Annotated in this window: 21 protein-coding genes; 11 read left to right on the top strand and 10 right to left on the bottom strand. The window is 64.7% G+C overall.

Features of this window, described 5'->3' with window-relative positions; all coding sequences use genetic code 11:
• Positions 1–13: 13 nt before the first annotated feature.
• The 9 genes from pheT to ASE28_RS07290 all read right to left on the bottom strand — a co-directional run bounded on the left by pheT (position 14) and on the right by ASE28_RS07290 (position 10,616).
• A complete protein-coding gene (gene pheT, locus ASE28_RS07255) occupies positions 14–2,461 on the bottom strand; it encodes a phenylalanine--tRNA ligase subunit beta (protein WP_057265851.1) in 2,448 nt (815 codons plus the stop codon).
• A 107-nt stretch (positions 2,462–2,568) separates the two neighbouring features.
• Positions 2,569–3,621, bottom strand: coding sequence for a phenylalanine--tRNA ligase subunit alpha (pheS, locus tag ASE28_RS07260; RefSeq protein WP_057265853.1), 1,053 nt, complete (start codon positions 3,619–3,621; stop codon positions 2,569–2,571).
• Positions 3,622–3,725: 104 nt separating this feature from the next.
• Positions 3,726–4,085 (bottom strand): 50S ribosomal protein L20, encoded by a 360-nt coding sequence (gene rplT, locus ASE28_RS07265; protein WP_057203639.1) that lies wholly within the window; start codon positions 4,083–4,085, stop codon positions 3,726–3,728.
• Between the two features lie 24 nt (positions 4,086–4,109).
• Positions 4,110–4,313, bottom strand: a complete 204-nt coding sequence (gene rpmI, locus ASE28_RS31225; protein ID WP_082604278.1) for a 50S ribosomal protein L35 — start codon at positions 4,311–4,313, stop codon at positions 4,110–4,112.
• A 189-nt stretch (positions 4,314–4,502) separates the two neighbouring features.
• Entirely contained in the window at positions 4,503–5,039 is a 537-nt protein-coding gene (infC, locus tag ASE28_RS07270; protein ID WP_057203640.1) for a translation initiation factor IF-3, read from the bottom strand.
• 152 nt (positions 5,040–5,191) lie between these two features.
• Positions 5,192–7,111 (bottom strand): threonine--tRNA ligase, encoded by a 1,920-nt coding sequence (thrS, locus tag ASE28_RS07275; RefSeq protein WP_057265855.1) that lies wholly within the window; start codon positions 7,109–7,111, stop codon positions 5,192–5,194.
• A gap of 420 nt (positions 7,112–7,531) precedes the next feature.
• Positions 7,532–8,851, bottom strand: coding sequence for an isocitrate lyase (gene aceA, locus ASE28_RS07280; protein WP_057203642.1), 1,320 nt, complete (start codon positions 8,849–8,851; stop codon positions 7,532–7,534).
• 330 nt (positions 8,852–9,181) lie between these two features.
• Positions 9,182–9,604, bottom strand: coding sequence for a gamma-glutamylcyclotransferase (locus tag ASE28_RS07285; protein WP_057265857.1), 423 nt, complete (start codon positions 9,602–9,604; stop codon positions 9,182–9,184).
• A 34-nt stretch (positions 9,605–9,638) separates the two neighbouring features.
• Positions 9,639–10,616 (bottom strand): zinc-binding dehydrogenase, encoded by a 978-nt coding sequence (locus ASE28_RS07290; RefSeq protein WP_057265858.1) that lies wholly within the window; start codon positions 10,614–10,616, stop codon positions 9,639–9,641.
• 176 nt (positions 10,617–10,792) lie between these two features.
• Between ASE28_RS07290 and ASE28_RS07295 the strand changes: the two genes are divergently transcribed.
• Positions 10,793–11,746, top strand: a complete 954-nt coding sequence (locus tag ASE28_RS07295; protein ID WP_057265859.1) for a DMT family transporter — start codon at positions 10,793–10,795, stop codon at positions 11,744–11,746.
• Here ASE28_RS07295 and rraA read toward each other — a convergent pair.
• Positions 11,738–12,250, bottom strand: a complete 513-nt coding sequence (gene rraA, locus ASE28_RS07300; RefSeq protein WP_057265860.1) for a ribonuclease E activity regulator RraA — start codon at positions 12,248–12,250, stop codon at positions 11,738–11,740. The genes ASE28_RS07295 and rraA overlap by 9 nt on opposite strands.
• A 314-nt stretch (positions 12,251–12,564) precedes the next feature.
• Between rraA and ASE28_RS07305 the strand changes: the two genes are divergently transcribed.
• The 10 genes from ASE28_RS07305 to ASE28_RS07345 all read left to right on the top strand — a co-directional run bounded on the left by ASE28_RS07305 (position 12,565) and on the right by ASE28_RS07345 (position 21,691).
• Positions 12,565–12,897: an SWIB/MDM2 domain-containing protein gene (locus tag ASE28_RS07305; RefSeq protein ID WP_007856154.1), complete on the top strand. Its 333-nt coding sequence runs from the start codon at positions 12,565–12,567 to the stop codon at positions 12,895–12,897.
• A gap of 304 nt (positions 12,898–13,201) precedes the next feature.
• The gene (locus tag ASE28_RS07310; protein WP_057203647.1) at positions 13,202–15,442 is read left to right on the top strand and encodes a TonB-dependent siderophore receptor; all 2,241 of its coding nucleotides are present in this window, start codon (positions 13,202–13,204) and stop codon (positions 15,440–15,442) included.
• 57 nt (positions 15,443–15,499) lie between these two features.
• Positions 15,500–16,192 carry a Fe2+-dependent dioxygenase gene (locus tag ASE28_RS07315; RefSeq protein WP_057265861.1) on the top strand — a complete coding sequence of 231 codons (693 nt, stop codon included), beginning with the start codon at positions 15,500–15,502 and terminating at the stop codon, positions 16,190–16,192.
• A gap of 27 nt (positions 16,193–16,219) precedes the next feature.
• Positions 16,220–17,368 carry an alpha-hydroxy acid oxidase gene (locus ASE28_RS07320; protein ID WP_057265862.1) on the top strand — a complete coding sequence of 383 codons (1,149 nt, stop codon included), beginning with the start codon at positions 16,220–16,222 and terminating at the stop codon, positions 17,366–17,368.
• 82 nt (positions 17,369–17,450) lie between these two features.
• Positions 17,451–17,723: a bacterioferritin-associated ferredoxin gene (locus ASE28_RS31230; protein WP_082604280.1), complete on the top strand. Its 273-nt coding sequence runs from the start codon at positions 17,451–17,453 to the stop codon at positions 17,721–17,723.
• A 101-nt stretch (positions 17,724–17,824) separates the two neighbouring features.
• Entirely contained in the window at positions 17,825–18,520 is a 696-nt protein-coding gene (locus ASE28_RS07325; protein ID WP_057265863.1) for an energy transducer TonB, read from the top strand.
• Between the two features lie 15 nt (positions 18,521–18,535).
• On the top strand, positions 18,536–19,258 hold the full coding sequence (locus ASE28_RS07330) for a MotA/TolQ/ExbB proton channel family protein (protein WP_057203651.1): 723 nt from the start codon (positions 18,536–18,538) through the stop codon (positions 19,256–19,258).
• A gap of 3 nt (positions 19,259–19,261) precedes the next feature.
• Complete coding sequence (locus tag ASE28_RS07335; protein ID WP_057203652.1) at positions 19,262–19,669, top strand: biopolymer transporter ExbD; 408 nt, start codon at positions 19,262–19,264, stop codon at positions 19,667–19,669.
• Positions 19,670–19,885: 216 nt separating this feature from the next.
• The gene (gene hemP / locus ASE28_RS07340; RefSeq protein ID WP_057203653.1) at positions 19,886–20,110 is read left to right on the top strand and encodes a hemin uptake protein HemP; all 225 of its coding nucleotides are present in this window, start codon (positions 19,886–19,888) and stop codon (positions 20,108–20,110) included.
• 384 nt (positions 20,111–20,494) lie between these two features.
• Entirely contained in the window at positions 20,495–21,691 is a 1,197-nt protein-coding gene (locus ASE28_RS07345; RefSeq protein ID WP_057265865.1) for a fatty acid desaturase, read from the top strand.
• Positions 21,692–21,782: the final 91 nt, after the last annotated feature.

Below are 21,782 nucleotides of genomic sequence, written 5' to 3' on the forward strand. Positions count from 1 at the left end.
GTCGCCGCGATGGTCAGCCGCGCAGCCGCGCGCCCACGCGCTGTGTGAGCTGCGTCACAGCCGCCTGCACGGCGGCCTCGATCTCGGCTTCGGTCAGGGTGGCTTCGTCGCTGCCCAGGGTTAGGCGCACGGCCAGGCTCTTCTCGCCCGGGGCCAGGCCGCCGGCCGGCGTCTCTTCGCCGGCCTTGAGCGGCTTGGGACGATAGACGTCGAACAGCACGGTCGAACGCAGCATGCCGCCGGGCACGGCAGCCTGCACGGCGGCCACGACATCGGTATGTGTCACGCGCTCGGCCACGACCACCGCCAGATCGCGTTCCACGGCCTGGTGCTTGGCGACCGACTTGAACTGCGGCACCACGCGCTGCAGCACAGCATCGAGCTCCAGCTCGAACATCACCGGCGCCAGCGGCAGCTCCCATGACTGGCGCCACTGGGGATGCAGTTCGCCCACGAAGCCGATGGGCTTGCCTTGCACCAGCACGCGGGCACAGCGGCCGGGGTGCATGGCCGGGTGCTCGCCCGGCTCGAACGTGGCCTGCAGCGGTGCCAGCAGGGCCTCTACATCGCCCTTCACGTCGAAGAAGTCGATGCCCTGCTCCTTGCGGCCCCATTGCAGCATGTCGTTGGCGCCATAGGCCACACCGGCCACGCGCATGGGCTGGTGAAAGCCTTCCACCGTGGTGTCGGTGTTGCGCACGCTGGCATCGCGCAGGAACACGCGGCCCAGCTCGAACACGCGCACGCGCTCGGCGCGGCGGTCCAGGTTGAACTTGAGCACCTGCAGCAGCGAACCCAGCAAGGTCGAGCGCATCACGCTCATCTGGCTGGCAATCGGGTTGAGCAGCTTGATGGGCTGCGCATTGCCCGCCAGCTCTTGCTCCCAGCGCTCTTCCACGAAGCTGAAGTTGATGGTCTCCTGGTAGCCCAGGCCGGCCAGCGTGCGGCGCACGGCGAACGGGCTGCGCGTGGCCTCGGCCGGCAGCTTGGGGGTGATGGGGGCCAGCGGCGGCGTGGTGGGCAGGTTGTTGTAGCCCACCATGCGCGCGACCTCTTCGATCAGGTCTTCCTCGATGGTGATGTCGAAGCGGTAGGCTGGCGGCGCCACGGTGAGGGTGCCCTCACCTTCCGTGAACGGTAGGCCCAGGCGCTTGAACACGTCGGCGCACTGCGCCTGCGTGATCGGCATGCCGATGACCTTGGCCGCGCGTGCCACGCGCAGCGTGACGGGTGCTGGCACGGGCAGGTTCACGCGCTGGTCGTCCATCGGGCCGCAGGCCGTCTCGGGCGTGCCGCAGATGTCGATCACCAGTTGCGTGATGCGCTCGATGTGCTCCACCGTCAGCTCCGGATCCACACCGCGCTCGAAGCGGTGGCCCGCATCGGTCGAGAAGTTGTAGCGGCGCGAGCGCCCGGCCACGGCCTTGGGCCACCAGAAGGCGGCCTCGATGTAGATGTGCTTGGTGTCGTCCGACACGGCGGTGGCATCGCCACCCATGATGCCGGCCAGCGATTCAACCTGCTGGCCGTCGGCGATCACGCCGACCTTTTCGTCCACGGTGATGGTATTGCCGTTGAGCAGCTTGAGCTGCTCGCCGGCCTTGCCCCAGCGCACGTCCAGCCCGCCGTGGATCTTGTCCAGGTCGAAGATGTGCGAGGGGCGGCCCAGCTCGAACATCACGTAGTTAGAGATGTCCACCAGCGGCGACACGCCGCGCTGGCCGCAGCGGGCCAGGCGGTCGAGCATCCACTGCGGCGTGGTGGCGCGCGTGTTGACGTTGCGGACCACGCGGCCGCTGAAACGGCCACACAGGTCGGGGGCGCTGATCTTCACGGCCAGCATGTCAGCCACCTTGGTCGACACGGCCGGGAAGGCCGGCTGCGAGAGCGGCACGCCGGTCAGCGCCGAGACTTCGCGCGCAATGCCGTACACGCTCAGGCAGTGCGCCAGGTTGGGGGTGAGCTTGAGCGTGAACAGCGTATCGTCCAGGTTCAGGTACACGCGGATGTCCTGGCCCACGGGCGCGGAGGCATCGAGCTCGAGCAGGCCGCCATGGTCTTCCGAGAGCTTGAGTTCGCGCGCCGAGCACAGCATGCCCTGGCTTTCCACGCCGCGCAGCTTGCCGACCTTGATCAGGAAGGGCTTGCCGTCGTCACCGGGCGGCAGCTCGGCACCCACCAGGGCGCAAGGCACCTTGATGCCCACGCGCGCATTGGGCGCACCGCAGACGATGTTGAGCAGCGCGCCCTGCCCCACGTCCACCTGGCACACGCGCAGGCGGTCGGCGTCGGGGTGCTGCACGGCCTCCTTGATCTCGCCCACGACGATCTTGGCAAACGGTGGCGCCACGGGGCGCAGCTCCTCCACCTCCAGGCCAGCCATGGTCAGCGTCTCGGCCAGCTCGGCAGTCGAAAGGGGTGGGTTGCAGAACTCACGCAACCAGGATTCAGGGAATTGCATAGTCGAACTCTTGTACGGAAAGTGCCTTGCGCGGCCAGGATCTCGAAGCGCGCGCCAGGGCGAAAACGGCTGGGTGGCCCGGCCTTGCAGGCAGGGCCGGCCTTTGCTTACTGGAACTGCGACAAGAAGCGGATGTCGCCGTCGAAGAACAGGCGCAGGTCGTTCACGCCATAGCGCAGCATGGTCATGCGGTCGAGGCCCATGCCGAAGGCAAAGCCGATGTACTTTTCAGGGTCCAGGCCCATGTTGCGCACCACATCGGGGTGCACCTGGCCGGAGCCTGACACCTCCAGCCAGCGGCCGGCCAGCGGGCCGGTCTGGAACTGGATGTCGATCTCGGCGCTGGGCTCCGTGAAGGGGAAGAAGCTCGGACGGAAGCGCAGCACCAGGTCGTCGCTTTCGAAGAAGGTGCGGCAAAAGGCGGTGAAGATCACCTTCAGGTCCTTGAAGCTCACGTTCTCGCCGACCCACAGGCCTTCGCACTGGTGGAACATGGGCGAGTGCGTGGCATCGCTGTCCACGCGGTAGGTGCGGCCCGGCGCGATGACGCGGATCTCGGGCATGGGCTGGCCGGCATCCAGCGCGGCGCGGTGCTTCTTGACGTGCTGCACCGCGTGGCGGATCTGCATGGGGCTGGTGTGCGTGCGCAGCAGGTTGGGCGCCTCGGGGGTGCCGCCTTCCACATAGAAGGTGTCGTGCATGGAACGCGCGGGGTGGTCTTCCGGCGTGTTCAGTGCGGTGAAGTTGAACCAGTCGGTCTCGATCTCGGGGCCCTGGGCCACGTCGAAGCCCATGGAGCCGAAGATGCCCTCGATGCGCTCGAGCGTGAGCGACACCGGGTGCAGGCCGCCCTGGCCGCGCTGGCGCCCTGGCAGGCTCACATCCAGGGCCTCGGCCTTGAGCTGGACCCGCAGCTCCGCATCGGCCAGTGCCTGGCGGCGGGCAGTGAGTGCGGCCTCGATGGCCTGCTTGGCGACGTTGATGGCCGCGCCGCGGGACTTCTTCTCGTCCACCGACAGCTGCGCCATGCCCTTCATGAGCTCGGTCACGCGACCGGCCTTGCCCAGAAACTGCGCCTTGGCGTTTTCCAGATCAGCAGGGGTGGCGCTTTGGGCAAACAGTTGCGTCGCGCTCTCGACCAGGGAATCCAACTCGTTCATATCGACTCTTGAAAATGAACAAGGGCTAGTGCCTTCACAAGCCCTAGCCCTTGCTGTTATTGCGCAAACAGCCGTCCGGTGAGAGACGGCCGCCTGTCGTGAACTCAAGCAGCCAGCTTGGCCTTGACTTGCTCCACGATGCTGCCAAAGGCAGCCTTGTCGTGCACTGCGAGGTCGGCCAGCATCTTGCGGTCGATCTCGATGGATGCCTTCTTCAGGCCGTTGGCGAACTGGCTGTAGGTCAGGCCCAGTTCGCGCGAAGCGGCGTTGATACGGGCGATCCACAACTGGCGGAACACGCGCTTCTTGGTGCGGCGGTCACGGTAGGCATATTGCCCAGCCTTCATTACCGCCTGTTTGGCGATACGGTAGACGTTACCGCGGCGACCACGGAAGCCCTTTGCAAGGGCGAGAACTTTCTTGTGACGGGCACGGGCCGTTACACCACGTTTGACGCGAGGCATGTGAGTACTCCTTGTTCGTCGTTATTAAAGGCCAGCACCGGGCAGCATTTGTGCAATAGAGCCCATATTGGTCTCATGCACAGCAACCGAACCGCGCAGTTGGCGCTTGTTCTTGGTGGTCTTCTTCGTCAAGATGTGACGCTTGAAGGCTTGACCGCGCTTGACGGTGCCACCGGGACGAACGCGGAAACGTTTTTTCGCGCTGCTCTTGGTCTTCATTTTGGGCATGTGAATGCTCCTTTTCGTTGTGCTCGTGAGGCGTTTGCAAAGGGATCTGCAAACTTGTTGGCCCCGAGCCACTTTTTCAGCCGGTTTGCACCGGCTGTGCAGCAGCGTATGACCGCTGCCTATCACCCGGCAAGCCCCTTGCGGGGCGAGCCTGGCAAATTCTGTCTCTTCCTTGAGGACTGCCAGCCGTCAGGCTGCGCTGCCGGAAGGCGTGCTCTCGGCACTGGCCTGCTTGGCAGCGGCGGGCTTTTTCTTGCCCGGCGCAATCATCATGATCATCTGGCGGCCTTCCAGCTTGGGAAACTGCTCGATCAGGATGGTGTCGGCCAGCTCGTCGCGGATGCGGTTGAGCAGCGCCAAGCCCAGTTCCTGGTGGGTGATTTCACGACCGCGAAAACGCAGCGTGATCTTGCACTTGTCACCCTCGGCCAGGAAGCGGCGGATGTTGCGCATCTTGATGTTGTAGTCGCCATCGTCCGTGCCCGGACGGAATTTGACTTCCTTGATCTCGATCACCGTCTGCTTGGCCTTCGCCTCGGCAGCGCGCTTTTGCTCCTGGTACTTGAACTTGCCGTAGTCCATCAGGCGGCACACCGGCGGGTTCGCTGTGGCAGCGATTTCCACCAGATCCACATCCAGCTCACCTGCCATGCGCAGGGCTTCCATGAGGCTGACCACGCCCAAAGGCTCATTCTCTGGCCCGGAGAGACGGACTTCCGGGGCCATGATTTCACGGTTCAGGCGGTGCTTGCGCTCTTCACGGTGGCGACGATCACGAAATTCAGTAGCGATGGCTATCTTCCTTCAATCAAAATACTACAAAAATTGTAGCTACAACCGTACAGCTGGCAAGCGACAAAGCTGGTTTTGAATCAAACTCAGGCTTTGGTGGCAATGTCATTGGCGATCAACTCAGCGAACGCTTCGATGGACATCACTCCGAGGTCACGATTGCCCCGGCCGCGTACTGCAACGGCGCCTGCGGCCTTCTCCTTGTCGCCCGCGACGAGGATATACGGCAGCTTTTGCAACGAATGCTCGCGTATTTTATACGTAATCTTCTCGTTGCGCAGATCCACCGCCAACCTAAGGTCTTGATTCGGCAGTGCTTTTTGCAGCCGTTCAACAATTTCGCGACAGTAATCGGCCTGCGCGTCGGTGATATTGAGCACCGCAACCTGCACTGGGGCCAGCCACAGGGGGAAGGCGCCGGCATAGTGCTCGATCAGCATGCCGATGAAACGCTCCATGCTGCCCACGGTGGCGCGGTGCAGCATCAGGGGGCGCTTGCGGCTGCCGTCCTCGGCCACATACTCGGCGTCCAGGCGCTCGGGCAGGTTCGGGTCGATCTGCATCGTGCCGCATTGCCACTGGCGGCCCAGCGCGTCCTTGAGCGTGTACTCGATCTTGGGGCCATAGAAGGCGCCCTCGCCTTCGGCGATCTCGAACTCGCAGCCCGAATGGCGCAGGCCATCCATCAGCGCCTTTTCGGCGCGGTCCCACGATTCATCGGTGCCGATGCGCGCCTCGGGGCGCGTAGCCACCTTGTAGATGATGTTGGTGAAGCCGAAGTCCTTGTAGACCTTCTGCACCAGCGCCGTGTAGTTGGCGCACTCCTCCAGCACCTGCTCTTCGGTGCAGAAGATATGTCCATCGTCCTGCGTGAAGCCGCGCACGCGCATGATGCCGTGCAGGCCGCCGGTGGGTTCGTTGCGGTGGCATGCACCGAATTCGCCGTAGCGCAGCGGCAGGTCGCGGTAGCTCTTGATGCCCTGCTTGTAGATCAGGATGTGGCCGGGGCAGTTCATCGGCTTGAGCGCGTACTCGCGCTTTTCCGACTCGGTGGTGAACATGTTCTCGTGGTACTTGTCCCAGTGGCCGGTCTTCTCCCACAGCTGCTTGTCCAGGATCTGCGGACCCTTGACCTCCTGGTAGCCGTTGTTGCGGTAGACGCGGCGCATGTACTGCTCCACCTCCTGCCATAGGGCCCAGCCCTTGGGGTGCCAGAACACGGTGCCGGGCGAGTGCTCGTCCATGTGGAACAGGTCGAGCTCGCGGCCGAGCTTGCGGTGGTCGCGCTTTTCGGCCTCTTCCAACATGGTGAGGTACTGCTGCAGCTCGTCCTTGGTGGACCAGGCCGTGCCGTAGATGCGCTGCAGCATCTCATTGCGGTGGTCGCCGCGCCAGTAGGCACCAGCCACCTTCATGAGCTTGAAGAACTTGAGCTTGCCGGTGCTGGGCACGTGGGGGCCGCGGCACAGGTCCTCGAAATTGCCTTCCCGGTACAGGCTCACATCCTCGTTGCTCGGGATGCTGGCGATGATCTCGGCCTTGTAGTTCTCGCCCAGGCCCTTGAAGTAGGCCACGGCCTCGTCGCGCGGCAGCACGCGGCGCACCACGGGCTCGTCCTTGGCAGCCAGGTCGGCCATGCGCTTTTCGATGGCCACCAGGTCTTCGGGCGTGAACGGGCGCTTGTACGCGAAGTCGTAGAAGAAGCCATTCTCGATCACCGGGCCGATGGTCACCTGCGCCTCGGGGAACAGGTCCTTGACGGCATAGGCCAGCAAGTGGGCCGTGGAGTGGCGGATGACCTCCAGGCCATCGGCGTCCTTGGCCGTCACGATGGCCAGCGGGCTGTCGGCCGTGATCTGGTAGCTGGTGTCCACCACCTTGTCGCCGATCTTGCCGGCCAGGGCCGCCTTGGCCAGGCCAGCGCCGATCGATGCCGCTACTTCGGCGACCGTGACCGGGCCGGGAAACTCTCGCTGCGAACCGTCGGGGAGCGTGATGTGAATCATGAGGGGTCTCTTGTCCGTGGATGTGGGTATGGGGGGGGCGATCACGGGGCAGGTGCTGCGGCGCACGCCAGCCGGAATCGAAAAACAAAAAAGCGCGGAACCGGCCGCGCTTTTGATTGGGGAGAGGTGAATCTCGTGCAGGCGCGAACGGCCAGCCACTAGTGGCCGGTGGAGAACTCCGTTGTAGTTCGCGGTGTCATAACCAGATTGCCTTTCTCGCCCTTGTGGGAAATCACACAGTTGATGCCGCCATTTTAACCATGTTCATGAAAGGGCGCACGGCCCGGGCCACCCGACGGCCCCGCCAGTCGCGCCCCGACAACATGCGCAGCGCGGAAAAACCGGCAGCCCAACGCAAGAAGCCACCCCGCGGGGTGGCTTCTTGCAGTCTACTCACCCCTCTTGCCGAGGGATTTCAGATCAGTGGAACTGCTCTTCCTCGGTCGAGCCGGTCAGCGCGGTCACGCTGGACTTGCCGCCCTGGATCACGGTAGTCACTTCGTCGAAGTAACCCGTGCCCACTTCCTGCTGATGCGACACGAAGCTGTAGCCACGGTCGCGGGCTGCGAACTCGGGCTCCTGCACCTTCTCGACGTATGCCGACATGCCGCGGGCCACGTAGTCCTGGGCCAGATCGAACATGTTGTACCACATGGAGTGGATGCCAGCCAGCGTGATGAACTGGTACTTGTAGCCCATGGCGCCCAGCTCGCGCTGGAACTTGGCGATGGTGGCATCGTCCAGGTTCTTCTTCCAGTTGAACGAAGGCGAGCAGTTGTAGGCCAGCATCTTGCCGGGGTGCTTGGCGTGCACGGCGTCGGCGAACTTCTTGGCGAACTCCAGGTCAGGCGTGCCGGTTTCGCACCAGACCAGGTCGGCGTACTCGGCATAGGCCACAGCGCGCGAGATGGCCTGGTCCATGCCCTTCTTGGTCTTGTAGAAGCCTTCGGCGGTGCGCTCACCGGTCAGGAAGGGCTTGTCGTTCTCGTCGTAGTCGCTGGTCAAGAGGTCAGCGGCTTCGGCATCGGTACGGGCGATCACCAGGGTGGGCACGCCGTACACGTCGGCAGCCATGCGGGCAGCGATCAGCTTCTGGCAGGCTTCCACAGTGGGCACCAGCACCTTGCCGCCCATGTGGCCGCACTTCTTCACGGAAGCCAGCTGGTCTTCGAAGTGCACGCCACCGGCGCCGGCACGGATCATGGCCTTCATCAGTTCGTAGGCGTTGAGCACACCGCCGAAACCGGCTTCGGCATCGGCCACGATGGGTGCGTGGTAGTCGATATAGGCCTTGTCACCGGGGTTGATGCCCTTGGACCACTGGATCTCGTCCGCACGGGTGAAAGAGTTGTTGATGCGCTCCACGACCTTTGGCACCGAGTCGACGGGGTACAGCGACTGGTCGGGGTACATGGCCGAGTATTCGTTGTTGTCGGCAGCGACTTGCCAGCCCGACAGGTAGATGGCCTTGATGCCGGCCTTCACCTGCTGCATGGCCTGGCCACCGGTCAGCGCGCCCAGGCAGTTCACGTAGGGTTCGTTGTTCACCAGGTCCCACAGCTTCTCGGCACCACGGCGGGCCAGCGTGTATTCGACCTGGAACGAGCCGCGCAGGCGCACCACGTCGGCAGCGGAGTAGCCGCGCTTGATGCCCTTCCAGCGGGGGTTGGTGGCCCAGTCTTTTTCCAGGGCGGCAATCTGCTGTTCGCGGCTCAGTTGTTCGTTGAAGGATTGGGGCATGGGGTCTACTCCTGAGGTTGGTTGAAAACACCGGGCTGCGTCTGCGGCCCATGGAGAGAACTTTAAGTCTTCTATAAGAGTTGCACAAGCTCTTATGTCTTATATAAGAGATAAATTTTTCTCTTTTAAAACAACACCTTATGCTTCAAATTCCTCAATGTGGAAACCGTTTTCTCGTATTGAGAGAAATTGCCGCACCGCAACATTCTTGCATTCCATATCGCCAAAAGCAATTTTTGCAATGTGAAAATGCATGGATTCCGCCACGCAAGAAGTCCACGCCCTCAGGCGCAGGAGGCAGCTCTCCCAGCCACCGCCTTGCCCGCAGCCTCATTTCCTTACAGAGCGTGACAATTCGAGCATCCAGTCGCCGCCCTCGATGCGCGCGGCAGAGGCCACCCGGTCGGGATTGATCTCGTACACCAAGCAGTCGACCAACCGGCCGGCCACCTGCAGCGTGCGCTCGCGTTTGAAGTATTCGTCGTCAGGTCTTCCGTGGATTTCCTCGATCCCATCGAGACGCTGCTCCAGCGCCGGCTCGATGGCGTAGACCTCCCCCGCGACATCCACGGCACCGCCCAGCAGCAGCCCGGGATAGGCGCCCAGGTGGTACAGCGTGCCCGCAAGGCGCGCCATGCCGACGAAGCGCGGCGCCGGCCGCAGCCGCGTGATGTCGTTGGAGCCGCCCTTGCGCAGGGTGCCGTACACGAACACGCAGCGCACCGCGCCAGGGAGATGGGATGCGTCGGGCATCGTGCAGGTCCTTTCTGAGGTGGAGGGATGGCTGTCAGGCGGTGAGCGTGATCTTTCCGGCGCGGCCCGGCACGTCGCTGGCGGCCGCCGCCTTGGCCGCATCCGCAATGTCGAAGGCGGCCTCCACCGGCAGGCGCAGTTCGCCGCTGGCGGCCAGGCGGATCAGGTCGCCGATCAGGCGCGCCATTTCGGCCGGTGGCGTGGCCTCGGAGCGCTTGGCACCCCAGAAGCCCTTGACCGTGGCCTGCTTGAAGATCAGGTTGTTGGCGCTCAGCACCAGCGGCTGGCCCGACATGGCGCCAAACGACACCAGCGTGGCGCCCGCCGCCACCACGTTCATGATCTGGTTGGCGGCGTCGCCGCCGATGGAGTCCACCGCACGCACGATGGGCTCACCGCCGGTAATGGCCTGCACGCGCTCCTCCCAGCCTGCCTGCTCGGTCGAGACGCCGTTGGCAATGCCCAGGGCATCGAGTTCGGCCACGCCCGCGTCGCGGCGCACCAGGTTCACCACCTTCACGCCGCGCGCCTGGGCCAGCATGGCCACGGTCTTGCCCACGGCGCCGTTGGCGGTGTTCTGCACCATCCACTGGCCCGGCTGCAGTTGCAGATCTTCCAGCAGCATGGCGGCCGACAGGGGCATGGCGATCAGTTGGCAGGCCAGGCCGTCGGACACCGCATCGGGCACGGGGATCAGCTTGGCGCCCTGGGCCAGGAAAAACTCGGCCCAGGTGGCGCTGGCGCCGGCCAGCATCACCCGCTGGCCCACCTTCAGGTGCGTGACGCCGTCGCCCAATGCGTCGACCACGCCCACCGCCTCCGTGCCCGGCACCGCCGGCAGCGGCGGCTTGTAGCCATATTTGCCGCGGATGATGGCCAGGTCATGGTTGTGGATCGGCGACATCGCCATGCGCACACGCACCTGGCCGGCTGCGGGCTCGGGCTCTGGGCGGTCGGCCAGAACCAGCACTTCGGAAGGCTCGCCAAAGGATTCGAAAACGACACTGCGCATGGGGTATTCCTCGGAACAAGGGTTTGAAAAAAGAGCGGCGCCAGATCTGCGCCATGAACCCAAGGGAGCTTAGCGCCTGTGCAATCATCGCGGGGTCGCTCTGCCGACACCTCCATCCCGCTCGCGACCCCGGCGCTCCGTATCGGAACGCGGGTGCGCAAGCCTCCCTCTGCCCCATGACCGCCCCCAGCCGCACCGTTGCCTACCTTTGCCTGGCCCTCAGCATGTCGCTGGTGGGCAGCTATGTCGCCCTGTCCAAGCCGCTGGCGGCCGTTCTGCCGGTGTTCCTGCTCGCGTGGATGCGCTTTGGCATCGGCGGCCTGGCCATGCTGCACTGGCTCAAGAAGCCGGCCGACGAGCCACCGATGACGGCGCAGACCAGGCGCCTGCTGTTCCTCGAATCCTTCCTGGGCAACTTCCTCTTCACCGCCTGCATGATCTACGGCGTGAGCCTGACGAATGCGGTATCGGCCGGCGTCACCATGGCCAGCATGCCGGCGGCGGTGGCGGTGATGAGCTGGGCCTTTTTGCGCGAGAAGGTGGCGCCGAGAACCTGGGTGGCCGTGGGTTGCGCCGTGGTGGGCATTGCCCTGTTTGCCCTGGCAAGCCCCAGCGCCGGCCATGCAAGCCCGGCAGGTGCCGATGCGACTGCAGGCAAGGCCGACCTGGCCTGGCTGGGCCAGCTGCTGCTGCTGGGCGCCGTGGTGTGCGAGGCGGCGTACTCCGTGATCGGCAAGAAGCTCACGGGCGCGCTGGGCCCCAAGCGCATCACCTCCATCATCAACCTGTGGGGCTTCACGCTGTCCATGCCCCTGGGCCTGTACGCCGCCTGGCACTTCGACTTCGCGGCGGTGGGCTGGGGCACCTGGCTGCTGCTGGTGTTCTACGCCCTGGCCGCCAGCATCTGGACGGTGTGGCTGTGGATGACGGGCCTGCGCGCGGTGCCCGCCGCACAGGGCGGCGTGTTCACCGTGCTGCTGCCGGTGAGCGCGGCCCTGGTGGGCGTGCTGGTGCTCGGCGAATCGCTCAGCGGCCTGCAGCTGCTGGCCTTTGGCATTGCGCTGGCCAGCGTGCTGCTGGCTACCCTGCCCTCAAGCCTGGCCTGGCGCGTGGGCAGGAAATCAGGCTGAAAGCGATCCTGCGCTGACCACAATGCCATCGGCATCGGCGTAGAGCCAGTCCCCCGGGCGCACCCAGACGCCCTGGATCTGCACGGCCACGTCGCGCTGGCCCTCGTTGCGCTTCTCGGTGGGCAAAGGCATCAGGGCCAGGGCACGGATGCCGACGGCCGCCGCACGCAGCTCGGCGATGTCGCGCACGCAGCCGTCCACCACCACGCCGGCCCAGCCATTGCGCGCGGCCGCAGCGGCCAGGTTGCCGCCGACCAGCGCCCGGCGCAGCGAGCCGCCGCCATCCACCACCAGCACGCGGCCGTTGCCGGGGGAATCGACGGCGGCCTTGACCAGGGTATTGTCTTCGAAGCATTTGACGGTGCTCACCGGCCCGCTGAAGGCGGCCACACCGCCCAGGTCCTGGAACACCGGGGGCAGCACGCGAAAGGCACCGCTGTCGTCGCCCTTGTGCGCGTCGCAGAAATCACAGGTGCTGAAGGCTGCAGAGGAGGGGGCTGTCATGTTGCAAAGACCTTTCGTGCAAAAAAGACCAGAAGAAAAGAGGGTGCTGCGCGGACACTCAGCGCCTTTCATTGTCATGCACGGTGGTCGGGTGGCGCCCGCACCCGCATAAATCGCCAGGACCCACTTTCCCCCTAGGGAAAGCACCAAAACGGTGAGCTTTACCTTCCCTGGGGCACCCAAGCAACAAATCGAGGCAAAAAAAGCGTTTTCTCCCTTGGAAACGCGTTTTTTTCCCAGTAGCATCGGCCTGCCAGCAGAGAGGCTAGGCTTTCACTGGTCAGACAATCTACTTCCAACAAGGAAAATCCAACATGGCAACTGCAAAAAAGGCTCCGGCAAAAACAGCACCCGCAGCCAAGACGCCCGCCACCAAGGCGGCGGCTCCTGCCAAGAAGCGCACGCCCAACGCTGCGTTCATGAAGGCCCTCACCCCCAGCCCCGCTCTCGCGGCTGTGGTCGGCTCGGCACCGCTGCCACGCACGGAGATCATCAGCAAGCTGTGGGTCTACATCAAGGCCAACAACCTGCAAGATGCTGCGAACAAGCGCAACATCAATGCAGACGCCAAGCTCAAGGAGCTCTTCGGCAAGCCCCAGGTGTCGATGTTTGAACTGGCTGGCCTGATCGGCAAGCACGTCAAGTAAGCACGCAAGCGCACAGAGCGCACCCCGCACTCTCTGAAAAGCCGGCCTCGCGCCGGCTTTTTTGCGTCATTTTCGCGAAAGTCATTCAGGATCGTTGCAAAAAAGCAACACTGTGAATATGAATAATACGCAATAAGATTAATATTCCGACGCCATGAAGCACAGCCACGCACGCGATCTGCCGTTGCCAGCCACTGCACCCTTTGCAGAACTCCTGCCCTGCACGCCGCCTGCCAGCCACTGCTTCTGAACACCCCCGCCGCGGGCCCCGCAGCGACCCTTTTGTTCCGTTGGAGAAGCCACCTTGGCCAAGAAAAACATCCGCCGTGCAGCGCAGCCTGCTGCGCGCGCCGCCGCCGCTGCACACACCGCTGCAGCCACCACCTCCTTCACGTCCGACAAGGGCCTTCTGCCCCTGGGCGCCCTCATGCTGGCCGCATCGGTGAGCAGCTGGGCGCAGACCGCCGCGCCCACCCTGGGCACGGTGACGGTCAAGGAAGCTGCCGAAGTGCAAGGCAAGGACACCCTGCTGCTCAAGAAGACCACGGTCGGCAAGGGCAACCAGGACATCAAGGACATTCCCCAGTCCGTGACGGTGTTCACCGAAAAGCTCATGAACGACCGCAACCAGGACGACTTCCGCGAGGTGCTGCGCACCACCGCAGGCGTGACCTTCCTGTCCGGCGAAACAGGCGAGGAAGACGTGCGCCTGCGCGGCTTCTCCCTGGGTCAGGCCGGCGACATTTATGTGGACGGCATGAAGGACGCACCGCTGATCGAGCGCGACACGTTCAACAACGATCGCATCGAAGTGCTCAAGGGCTCTGCCTCGATGCTGTTCGGCAAGGGATCGACCGGCGGCGTGGTCAACCAGGTGAACAAGTACCCGCTGCTGATCGACCAGCACGAGGCTGCCTACACCTTCGGCACCGGCCAATACCACCGCGCCACGGGCGACTTCAACTTCAAGACCGGCGAGAACGCGGCCTTCCGCCTGAACGCCATGGTGCAGGAGTACGACAACTACGGCGCCAAGCAGGACAAACGTGGCATTGCGCCCACTTTCGCCTGGGGTATCGGTACACGCGACGAGTTCTCGATCGGGCTGTACTATTTCGAATCCAAAGGCCGCCCGCTGTACAACCACCCCTGGCGCCTGGTCGACGGCAAGATCAACACGCCCCTGGAGGCGCGCAACTACTACGGCCTGGCCAGCGACCACAACAACACTTCTTCGCAGTACGTCACGCTGGGACACATCCACCGTTTTGACGACAACGGCGAGCTGACCACGCGCCTGCGCTACGGCAAGTACGAGCGCGACCTGCTGGCCAGCACCATCGGTTTCCAGAACGGCGCCCTCACGCTGGACCAGATCAACGGCGACACCGTGCTGACCCGTGGCTCCAAGGGCCGCCTGGGCGAAAGCGAAGTGCTGCAGGTGCAAAGCGACTACAACAACACCTTCAACTGGGGTGGCCGCAAGCACGCGGTACTGGCCGGCGTGGACTACTACGACGACGATGCCAAGCGCAATCAGAACTACGCCAACACCACGCCACGTCCGAACACCACCGTGGGTTCACCCAACGATGGCGCCTGGGTGGCCGATGGCCGCGCACCGCTGCAGTGGAACACCTTCGCCTCGCGCAACCTGGGCCTGTACTTCCAGGACACGGTTTCGCTCAACGACACGCTGAAGCTGGTGGCCGGCCTGCGCTATGACGACTTCAAGGCGTCTTACAACAACGCGACCGGGGCCCTGAGCAACTCCCGCTCCGACAGCCTGTTCAGCCCCCGCTTAGGCCTGGTGTTCCAGCCCAACGAGCTGGCTTCGTACTACGCATCGTTCGGCACGTCGTACAACACCTCGGGCGACACCTACCAGTTCGGCAACCCCGGCAACGGCACCGCCCGCACGGCCAACACCCCGCCTGAGAAGAGCCGCAACTTCGAGATCGGCAGCAAGTTCGAACTGTTCGAGCGCCGCGCGCTGCTGGGTGTCGCCGCCTTCTATAGCCAGAAGTACAACGAGCGCAACACCGACCCCGATACCGCAGCCCAGCAGGAGCTGCTTTCCGGCAAGCGCCACGCCACCGGCATGGAGTTCAATCTGGCGGGCCGCCTGACACCCCAGTGGGAGCTGTTCGCCAACCACACCTGGATTCCTTCGGCCAAGATCGACCAAAGCAACGTGGCGCTGGCAGCCAATGGTGGCGGCGCGCAGGTACAGGGCGACCGCCCCGGCCTCACGCCCAAGCACAGCGGCAGCGTGTGGACGACCTATGCCCTCACCGCCAAGCTGCGCCTGGGTGCAGGCCTGACCTACCGCGGCAAGCAGAACCCCGAAGGCTCGCGCGCGGTGTACGCCAGCGGCTTTGCGGTAATGGATGCCATGGTCGAATACGCCTTCGACGACAAGACCTCGCTGAAGCTGAACGTGAACAACGTGTTTGACCGCACCTATGCAGACGGCCTGTACCGCGGCTTCTACACGCCGGGCGTGCCACGCTCCGTGCAGATGACGCTGAAGACGCGCTTCTAATGATGTGACGAGATGGCTCCGCCCCCTTCACCGGGGGCGGAGTCACAATCAGGCCCCATGTTCCTGCACATCAAGAATGTACTGACGGCCGAAGAGATCGCGCACTTTCGGCAAAAGCTCTGGGCACCCGACACCCCGTGGGTGGATGGAGCCCGCAGCGCGGGAAGCCAGGCGGTGCACCAGAAGAACAATCTGCAGCTTTCGCAGGGCAGCGAGCTCTCGGGCCAGCTGCAGGGCCTGGTCAAGGCGGCGCTCGCCCGCAACGCATTGTTTTTTTCAGCCGCCCTGCCTCGGCGCATTTACAACCCGCTTTTCAACCACTACGCAGACAGCGCCAACTTCTATGGCGACCATGTGGACAGCGCCGTCATGCACTCCAGGGCCGACAACGCGTGGGTGCGCAGCGACCTGTCGTGCACGCTGTTCCTGACCCCGCCGGACGAGTACGAAGGCGGCGAACTCGTGGCCACCGAGGCCTGGGGTGAAAAACGCATCAAGCTGCCAGCTGGCGACATGGTCATGTACCCCGGCAGCACCGTGCACCAGGTGTTGCCCGTCACCCGCGGCCATCGCATCAGCAGTTTCTTCTGGGTGGAAAGCATGGTGCGCGGCCTGGAGCAGCGGCAATTGCTGTTCGACATGGACATGGCGCTGCTGCGGCTCAGACAGAGCGTGGGCGAAACACACCCTTCGGTGATCACGCTGTCGGGCACGTACCACAATCTGCTGCGCATGTGGTCCGATGTGTGACCTGACGCCAGGTTCTTCTGTCACTTCATGACCTACGTTCCATCACGCCAACAGCTTCCCCCTGGCATCGCCAGCTTGGCGGATCACGAACAGCACGCCAGGCAGCACCTGGACGACAACGCCTGGGCCTACTTTGCCGGCGGTGCGGCCGACGAAATCAGCCTGCGCGCCAACCGCAGCGCCTGGGACGCACTGACCCTGTGGCCGCGCATGCTGCGCCCCCTGGCTGGCGGCCACACGCGCATTGAGCTGCTCGGCCGCACGCTGGCCCACCCGGTGCTGCTGGCGCCTGTGGCCTTTCAGCGCATGGCCCATGGCGATGGCGAGCTGGCCACCGCCTACGCGGCTGCGGCGATGGGCGCCGGGGTGGTGCTGAGCACCCAGGCCACGCTGCCGCTGGAAACCATTGCCCAGGCCGTGCTGAACGATGCCGGGCGCGGGCCCCTGTGGTTCCAGCTGTACCTGCAGCACGACCGGGGATTCACCCGCGCCCTGGTGGAGCGCGCCGAAGCCGCCGGCTACGAGGCCCTGGTGCTGACCGTGGATGCGCCTTCCAGCGGCGCGCGCGACCGCGAGCGCCGGGCGGGCTTTCGCCTGCCGCCCGGCATCGACGCCGTGAACCTGGCCCAGATGCCGCCAGCGCCGCCCGTGGCGCTGCAGCCCGGCCAGAGCGCCCTGTTCGATGCCCTGCTGCACCAGGCACCCACCTGGGACGACGTGGCCTGGCTGCAGTCCATCACCCGCCTGCCGGTGCTGCTCAAGGGCGTGCTGCACCCGGCAGACGCCCACCAGGCCGCCAGCCTCCAGGTGGCGGGCCTGGTGGTGTCCAACCATGGCGGGCGCACGCTCGACACCGCCCCCGCCACGGCCACCGCGCTGCCGCGCATCGTGCAGGCGGTGCATGGGGCTCTGCCGGTGCTGGTGGACGGCGGCATCCGCCGGGGAACCGATGTGCTCAAGGCCATGGCACTGGGCGCATCTGCGGTGCTGGTGGGCCGCCCCGTGGTGTGGGGCCTGTCCAACGCGGGCGCTGCCGGGGTGGCGCATGTGCTGCGCCTGCTGCGCGATGAGCTGGAAATCGCCATGGCGCTCACCGGCTGCGCCACGCTGGCCGATGCCTCGCCGGCCTTGCTGGGAGCCGATCTCGACGCGGACTATCGGGTTTTCCCCTCCTGACAGAATTGATTTATTGCAAATGCGAAAAATTCGCATTTATAATCGCTCATCTTCTACCAGCCAGCCACCACTGCCTGCCGCCATGATCGTCTGTGTTTGCCGCCGGATTTCTGACCGCGAGATCGCCCGCCACGCCCGTGCAGGCATGAGCTTTGATGAAATCCAGTTCGAACTGGGCGTCGCCACCCAATGCGGATGCTGCGAAAGCTGCGCCCGCGACGTGGTGGCCCAGTGCAGTGCATCGAGTCCGGTCGCCGCCCTGCACAACGAGGCAGCGCCCCAGACGATCCAGCTTGCCAGCTCCATCATGGAAAGCAGGGCATGGAACTCCTCTCGACACTCGCCGGCAGCCTGATCCTCGTCGCAGGCTCGGCCTGGTGGATCTTCCGTAAATAATCAAGGTCTCACAGGCCTGTGCCGTTTGCCGTGCAAGCGGCGGCAGCTGCAATCACACTTATGTCTCACCCTGATCGTTTTGCCCCTCCCGGGGGCGTCAGCCGCAATACCGTGATCGTAGGTTCCGTCGTGCTGCTGCACGTGGCCGGGATCTGGGCACTGCAGTCGGGCCTGCTGCGCCGCGCGGCAGAAGTCATCGTGCCGGCAGAGCTGCTCAGCGAATTCATCGCACCGCCGGCCCCCAAGATAGAGCCGCCGACGCCCAAGCCACCGGTGCCGCCGCCACCCAGGCCCGCCCCGCAGGTGAAGGCCCCGCGCCCGGCCCCCATGCCCGTGGCCATTGCCGACCCGACGCCCGCGCCCAATGCCCCCACGGGCGTGACCACGCCGCAGCCTCCTGCCCCGCCCATCGAGGCGCCCGTGGCCGTGCAGGCGCCGCCACCGGCACCGCCCGCCCCTCCCGCCCCACCCAAGATCGAGCTGCCGTCGAGCGACGCGGCCCACCTGAACAACCCCTCCCCCAGCTACCCGGCCATCAGCAAGCGCATGGGCGAGCAGGGCAAGGTCATCCTGCGCGTGCTCATCGGCACCGACGGCGTGCCGCAGAAGGTCGAGATCAACAAGTCCAGCGGCTATGACCGGCTGGACCGCCAGGCCCAGGAAGCGGTTACGCGCTGGCGCTTTGTGCCAGGCAAACGCAATGGAGTGCCCGAAGCCATGTGGTACATGCAGCCCGTCAATTTTGTTCTCGAATAATCATCAGGAGTTCTCATGGAATCACAATTCGGCATCGCCAACGTCTGGATCCAGGGTGACTTTGTCACCCGCGCAGTGGCCGTGCTGCTGCTGGGCATGTCCCTCGCCTCGTGGATCGTCATCATCATCAAGGCCCTGGACATCATCAAGTTCAAGAAGCACACGCGCTCTGCCCAGGACTTCTGGCACAGCGAAGACTTTGCCGCCGGCCTGACCAAGCTGGGCCAGGACAACACCAACCCGTTTCGCCACCTGGCGCTGGAAGGCCGCGAAGCCACGGCCCACCACCGCAACACCAAGGCGCACCTGCACGACAGCCTGGACGTGAGCGACTGGGTCACGCGCTGCCTGCGCAACTGCATCGACGAGTTCACCGCACGCCTGCAATCGGGCCTGGCCATCCTGGCCTCGGTCGGCTCCACCGCCCCCTTCATCGGCCTGTTCGGCACCGTCTGGGGCATATACCACGCCTTGCTGGCCATCGGCACCTCGGGCCAGTCCACCATCGACAAGGTGGCCGGCCCCATCGGTGAAGCGCTGATCATGACCGCCCTGGGTCTGGCCGTGGCCATCCCCGCCGTGCTGGGCTACAACGCCCTGGTGCGCGGCAACAAGTCCATCCTGGGCGGCCTCAACAGCTTTGCGCACGATCTGCATGCCTACTTCGTCACCGGCGCCCGCGTGTCCGCTGGCGGCGGCGAGCAGGGCAAGGTGCTGCCCATGAAGAAGGGCGGCTAAGCCATGGCCTTCGGAACGCAAGACGACGCCGATGACGTGATGAACGAGATCAACATGACGCCGCTGGTGGACGTCATGCTGGTGCTGCTCATCATCTTCATCATCACCGTGCCCGTCATGAAGCACTCGGTGAACGTGGACCTGCCGCGCGCCACCAACCAGCCCGAGAACATCAAGCCCGAAACCGTGCGCCTGTCCGTGGCGGCCGACGGGAAGTACTACTGGAACGGCTCGCAGGTGAGCGACGAGGAATTGCAGTCCCGTCTGCAGGCCGAAGGGGCCAAGCAGCCCCAGCCGGATCTGCACATCCAGGGCGACAAGGAAGTGCGCTACGAACGCGTGGCCCAGGCCATGGCCAGCGCCCAGCGCGCCGGCGTGCGCAAGATCGGCTTCGTGACCGATCCGCAGTGATGCCCTGCACCCGCAAGGCGCAGTCCTCTGCCACGCAACAACAGGCCTTCGGGCCTGTTTTGCTTGGTGCCTGTGGCGCACAAGCCGCAGTGGTTCACCCCGATCAGGGCACCAACCAGGATTCATACCGTTCAATGTGCGAAATCACTTGACCAGTAATTGCGAATCACTATCATTAGCAGGCCGTACACCATTCAACGTACCAGGAACCCTTCCATGCAAGCCACCCTCACTGCCGCCACGCTCATGCGCCCCGCCTCTGCAGACTCCCTGCAGCCGCAGCAGGCCGCCGCATTGCGCAGCGCTGCCGCAGTGGATGGAGCGGCCGCCGTGGACAGCAACGATCTGCTGCAGGGCCAGAAGGCCGTGGCCATCAGCCACAACGGCTCGGTATACCGGCTGCAGGCCACCAAGCTTGGAAAGCTGATCCTCACCAAATAACAGGTTTCATCGTGGGGCGACTCCCGGGCTTCCAGTCCGCAAGGGTCGTTTTTGCCAGCCAACGGGCCAGATTGTCCCGCGTAGCCAGGCCTTTTTTTCCACCGAAGCCTTCTTCAGCAGAGCCAGCCGTCACTACGGCCCTCGCCCATCCAACGGCCCTTCGGGGCCGTTTTCTTTTGGGACACCGCGCATCCTTGCCGGCAAATGCCCGAAATGGGCGGATTTCACCCTGCTGTTCCGGCGCGGGATCCGGGGTCCTGTGTGAAACACTTCTTGACGTTTCTCCCCTTTTGCGGGCATTGCCACAGAGATCCCATCTGGCGGCCACCCACACGCCACCGGCGTGACGCACAAGGGGCCATCCGCCCACCCAGTGCACCGCCCATGACCCAGCCCACCGCCGCCCGGCCCGAGATTTCCAAAGCCCAGTTGCTCCAGGAGCTCTCGGCCTTCGCCAATCCCAGCGACCGCAAGGGCGTGACCCTGGTACTGCGCGACCATGTGCTGTACTGGGCCTTCATCGCCACCGTGCTGCTGGCCGAGCCGATGTGGCTCAAGGTGGTGGCCGCGCTGATGGCGGGCGTGCGCCTGTCCTCGTTCTACACCCTGGCGCACGATGCAGCGCACGGCACGCTGGCGCGCTCCAAACGGCTGAACTGGGTGCTGGCGCTCGTGGCCGGCGTGCCCGCCACGCACAACTACCGCATGTGGTCGCACGACCACAACAAGGTGCACCACCCCTACACCAACGGCGACCACTTCGACTACTACACGCCCTACTCCAAGGCTGGCTACGACGCGCTGCCCTGGCACAGGAAGGTGCTGGAGCACATCTACCGCGCGCCACTCGGTATCGGCCTGTGGCTGTACTTCGCGATCCACTGGTTTCCGACCCGCGTGTACCCCAACGTGCGCACGCCCAAGGACCAGGTAGCCGAGTCGCGCAGGTACTCTGCCCTGCTGCTGGCCTACCACGGCAGCTACGTGGCCTTGCTGCTGTGCTCGCCCGCCTTCGCCCCCGTCACGGCCCTGCAGGCCGTGCTGCTGGGCTGGGTGCTGCCGCTGTTCACGCTGATGTTCCTGAGCAGCACCTCGCTGTACATCATGCACACCCACCCCAACATCCCCTGGTTCAAGAGCGACGACCTGCGCCACAACCGCCACAGCCCCGAAGTGTGCTCGGTGGTCTGGGTGCTGCCCGACTGGATCTCCAAGGTGGTCAACAACGTCTACAACCACGCCGCGCACCACGCGCACGCCGGCATCCCCTCGTACCACCTGCTGGCCGCGCAAAAGCGCATGAACGAGCTGGTGGGCCACAAGCTGGTGATCGAGCAAGCCTCGGTACGCACCCTGCTGCGCACCATGCGCACCTGCAAGCTCTACGACTACGAGAACCACCAGTGGCTCGATTTCAAGGGCCAGCCCAGCGCCCCGCGCATCGACCTGGAGCAAAAGGGCCTGGTCGCACTGCGCCACCCCGTGCGCCGGCCCACCGTGGCCAGCCCGTTGCCCGCGCCGGCAGCGCCCATCGACAACGGCCATGCCATGCCCCGCCCAATGGCGGACGCAACTGCCTGAGCCAGCTCGCAGCTCCAACGAAAAAAACCGGCCTCGGCCGTAATGCCGTTCACTTAAAGCGAACTTGCCTGATTGGATAGCGCGCAGGCGG

The sequence above is a fragment of the Acidovorax sp. Root219 genome (assembly GCF_001428665.1).
Classification (GTDB): domain Bacteria; phylum Pseudomonadota; class Gammaproteobacteria; order Burkholderiales; family Burkholderiaceae_C; genus Acidovorax.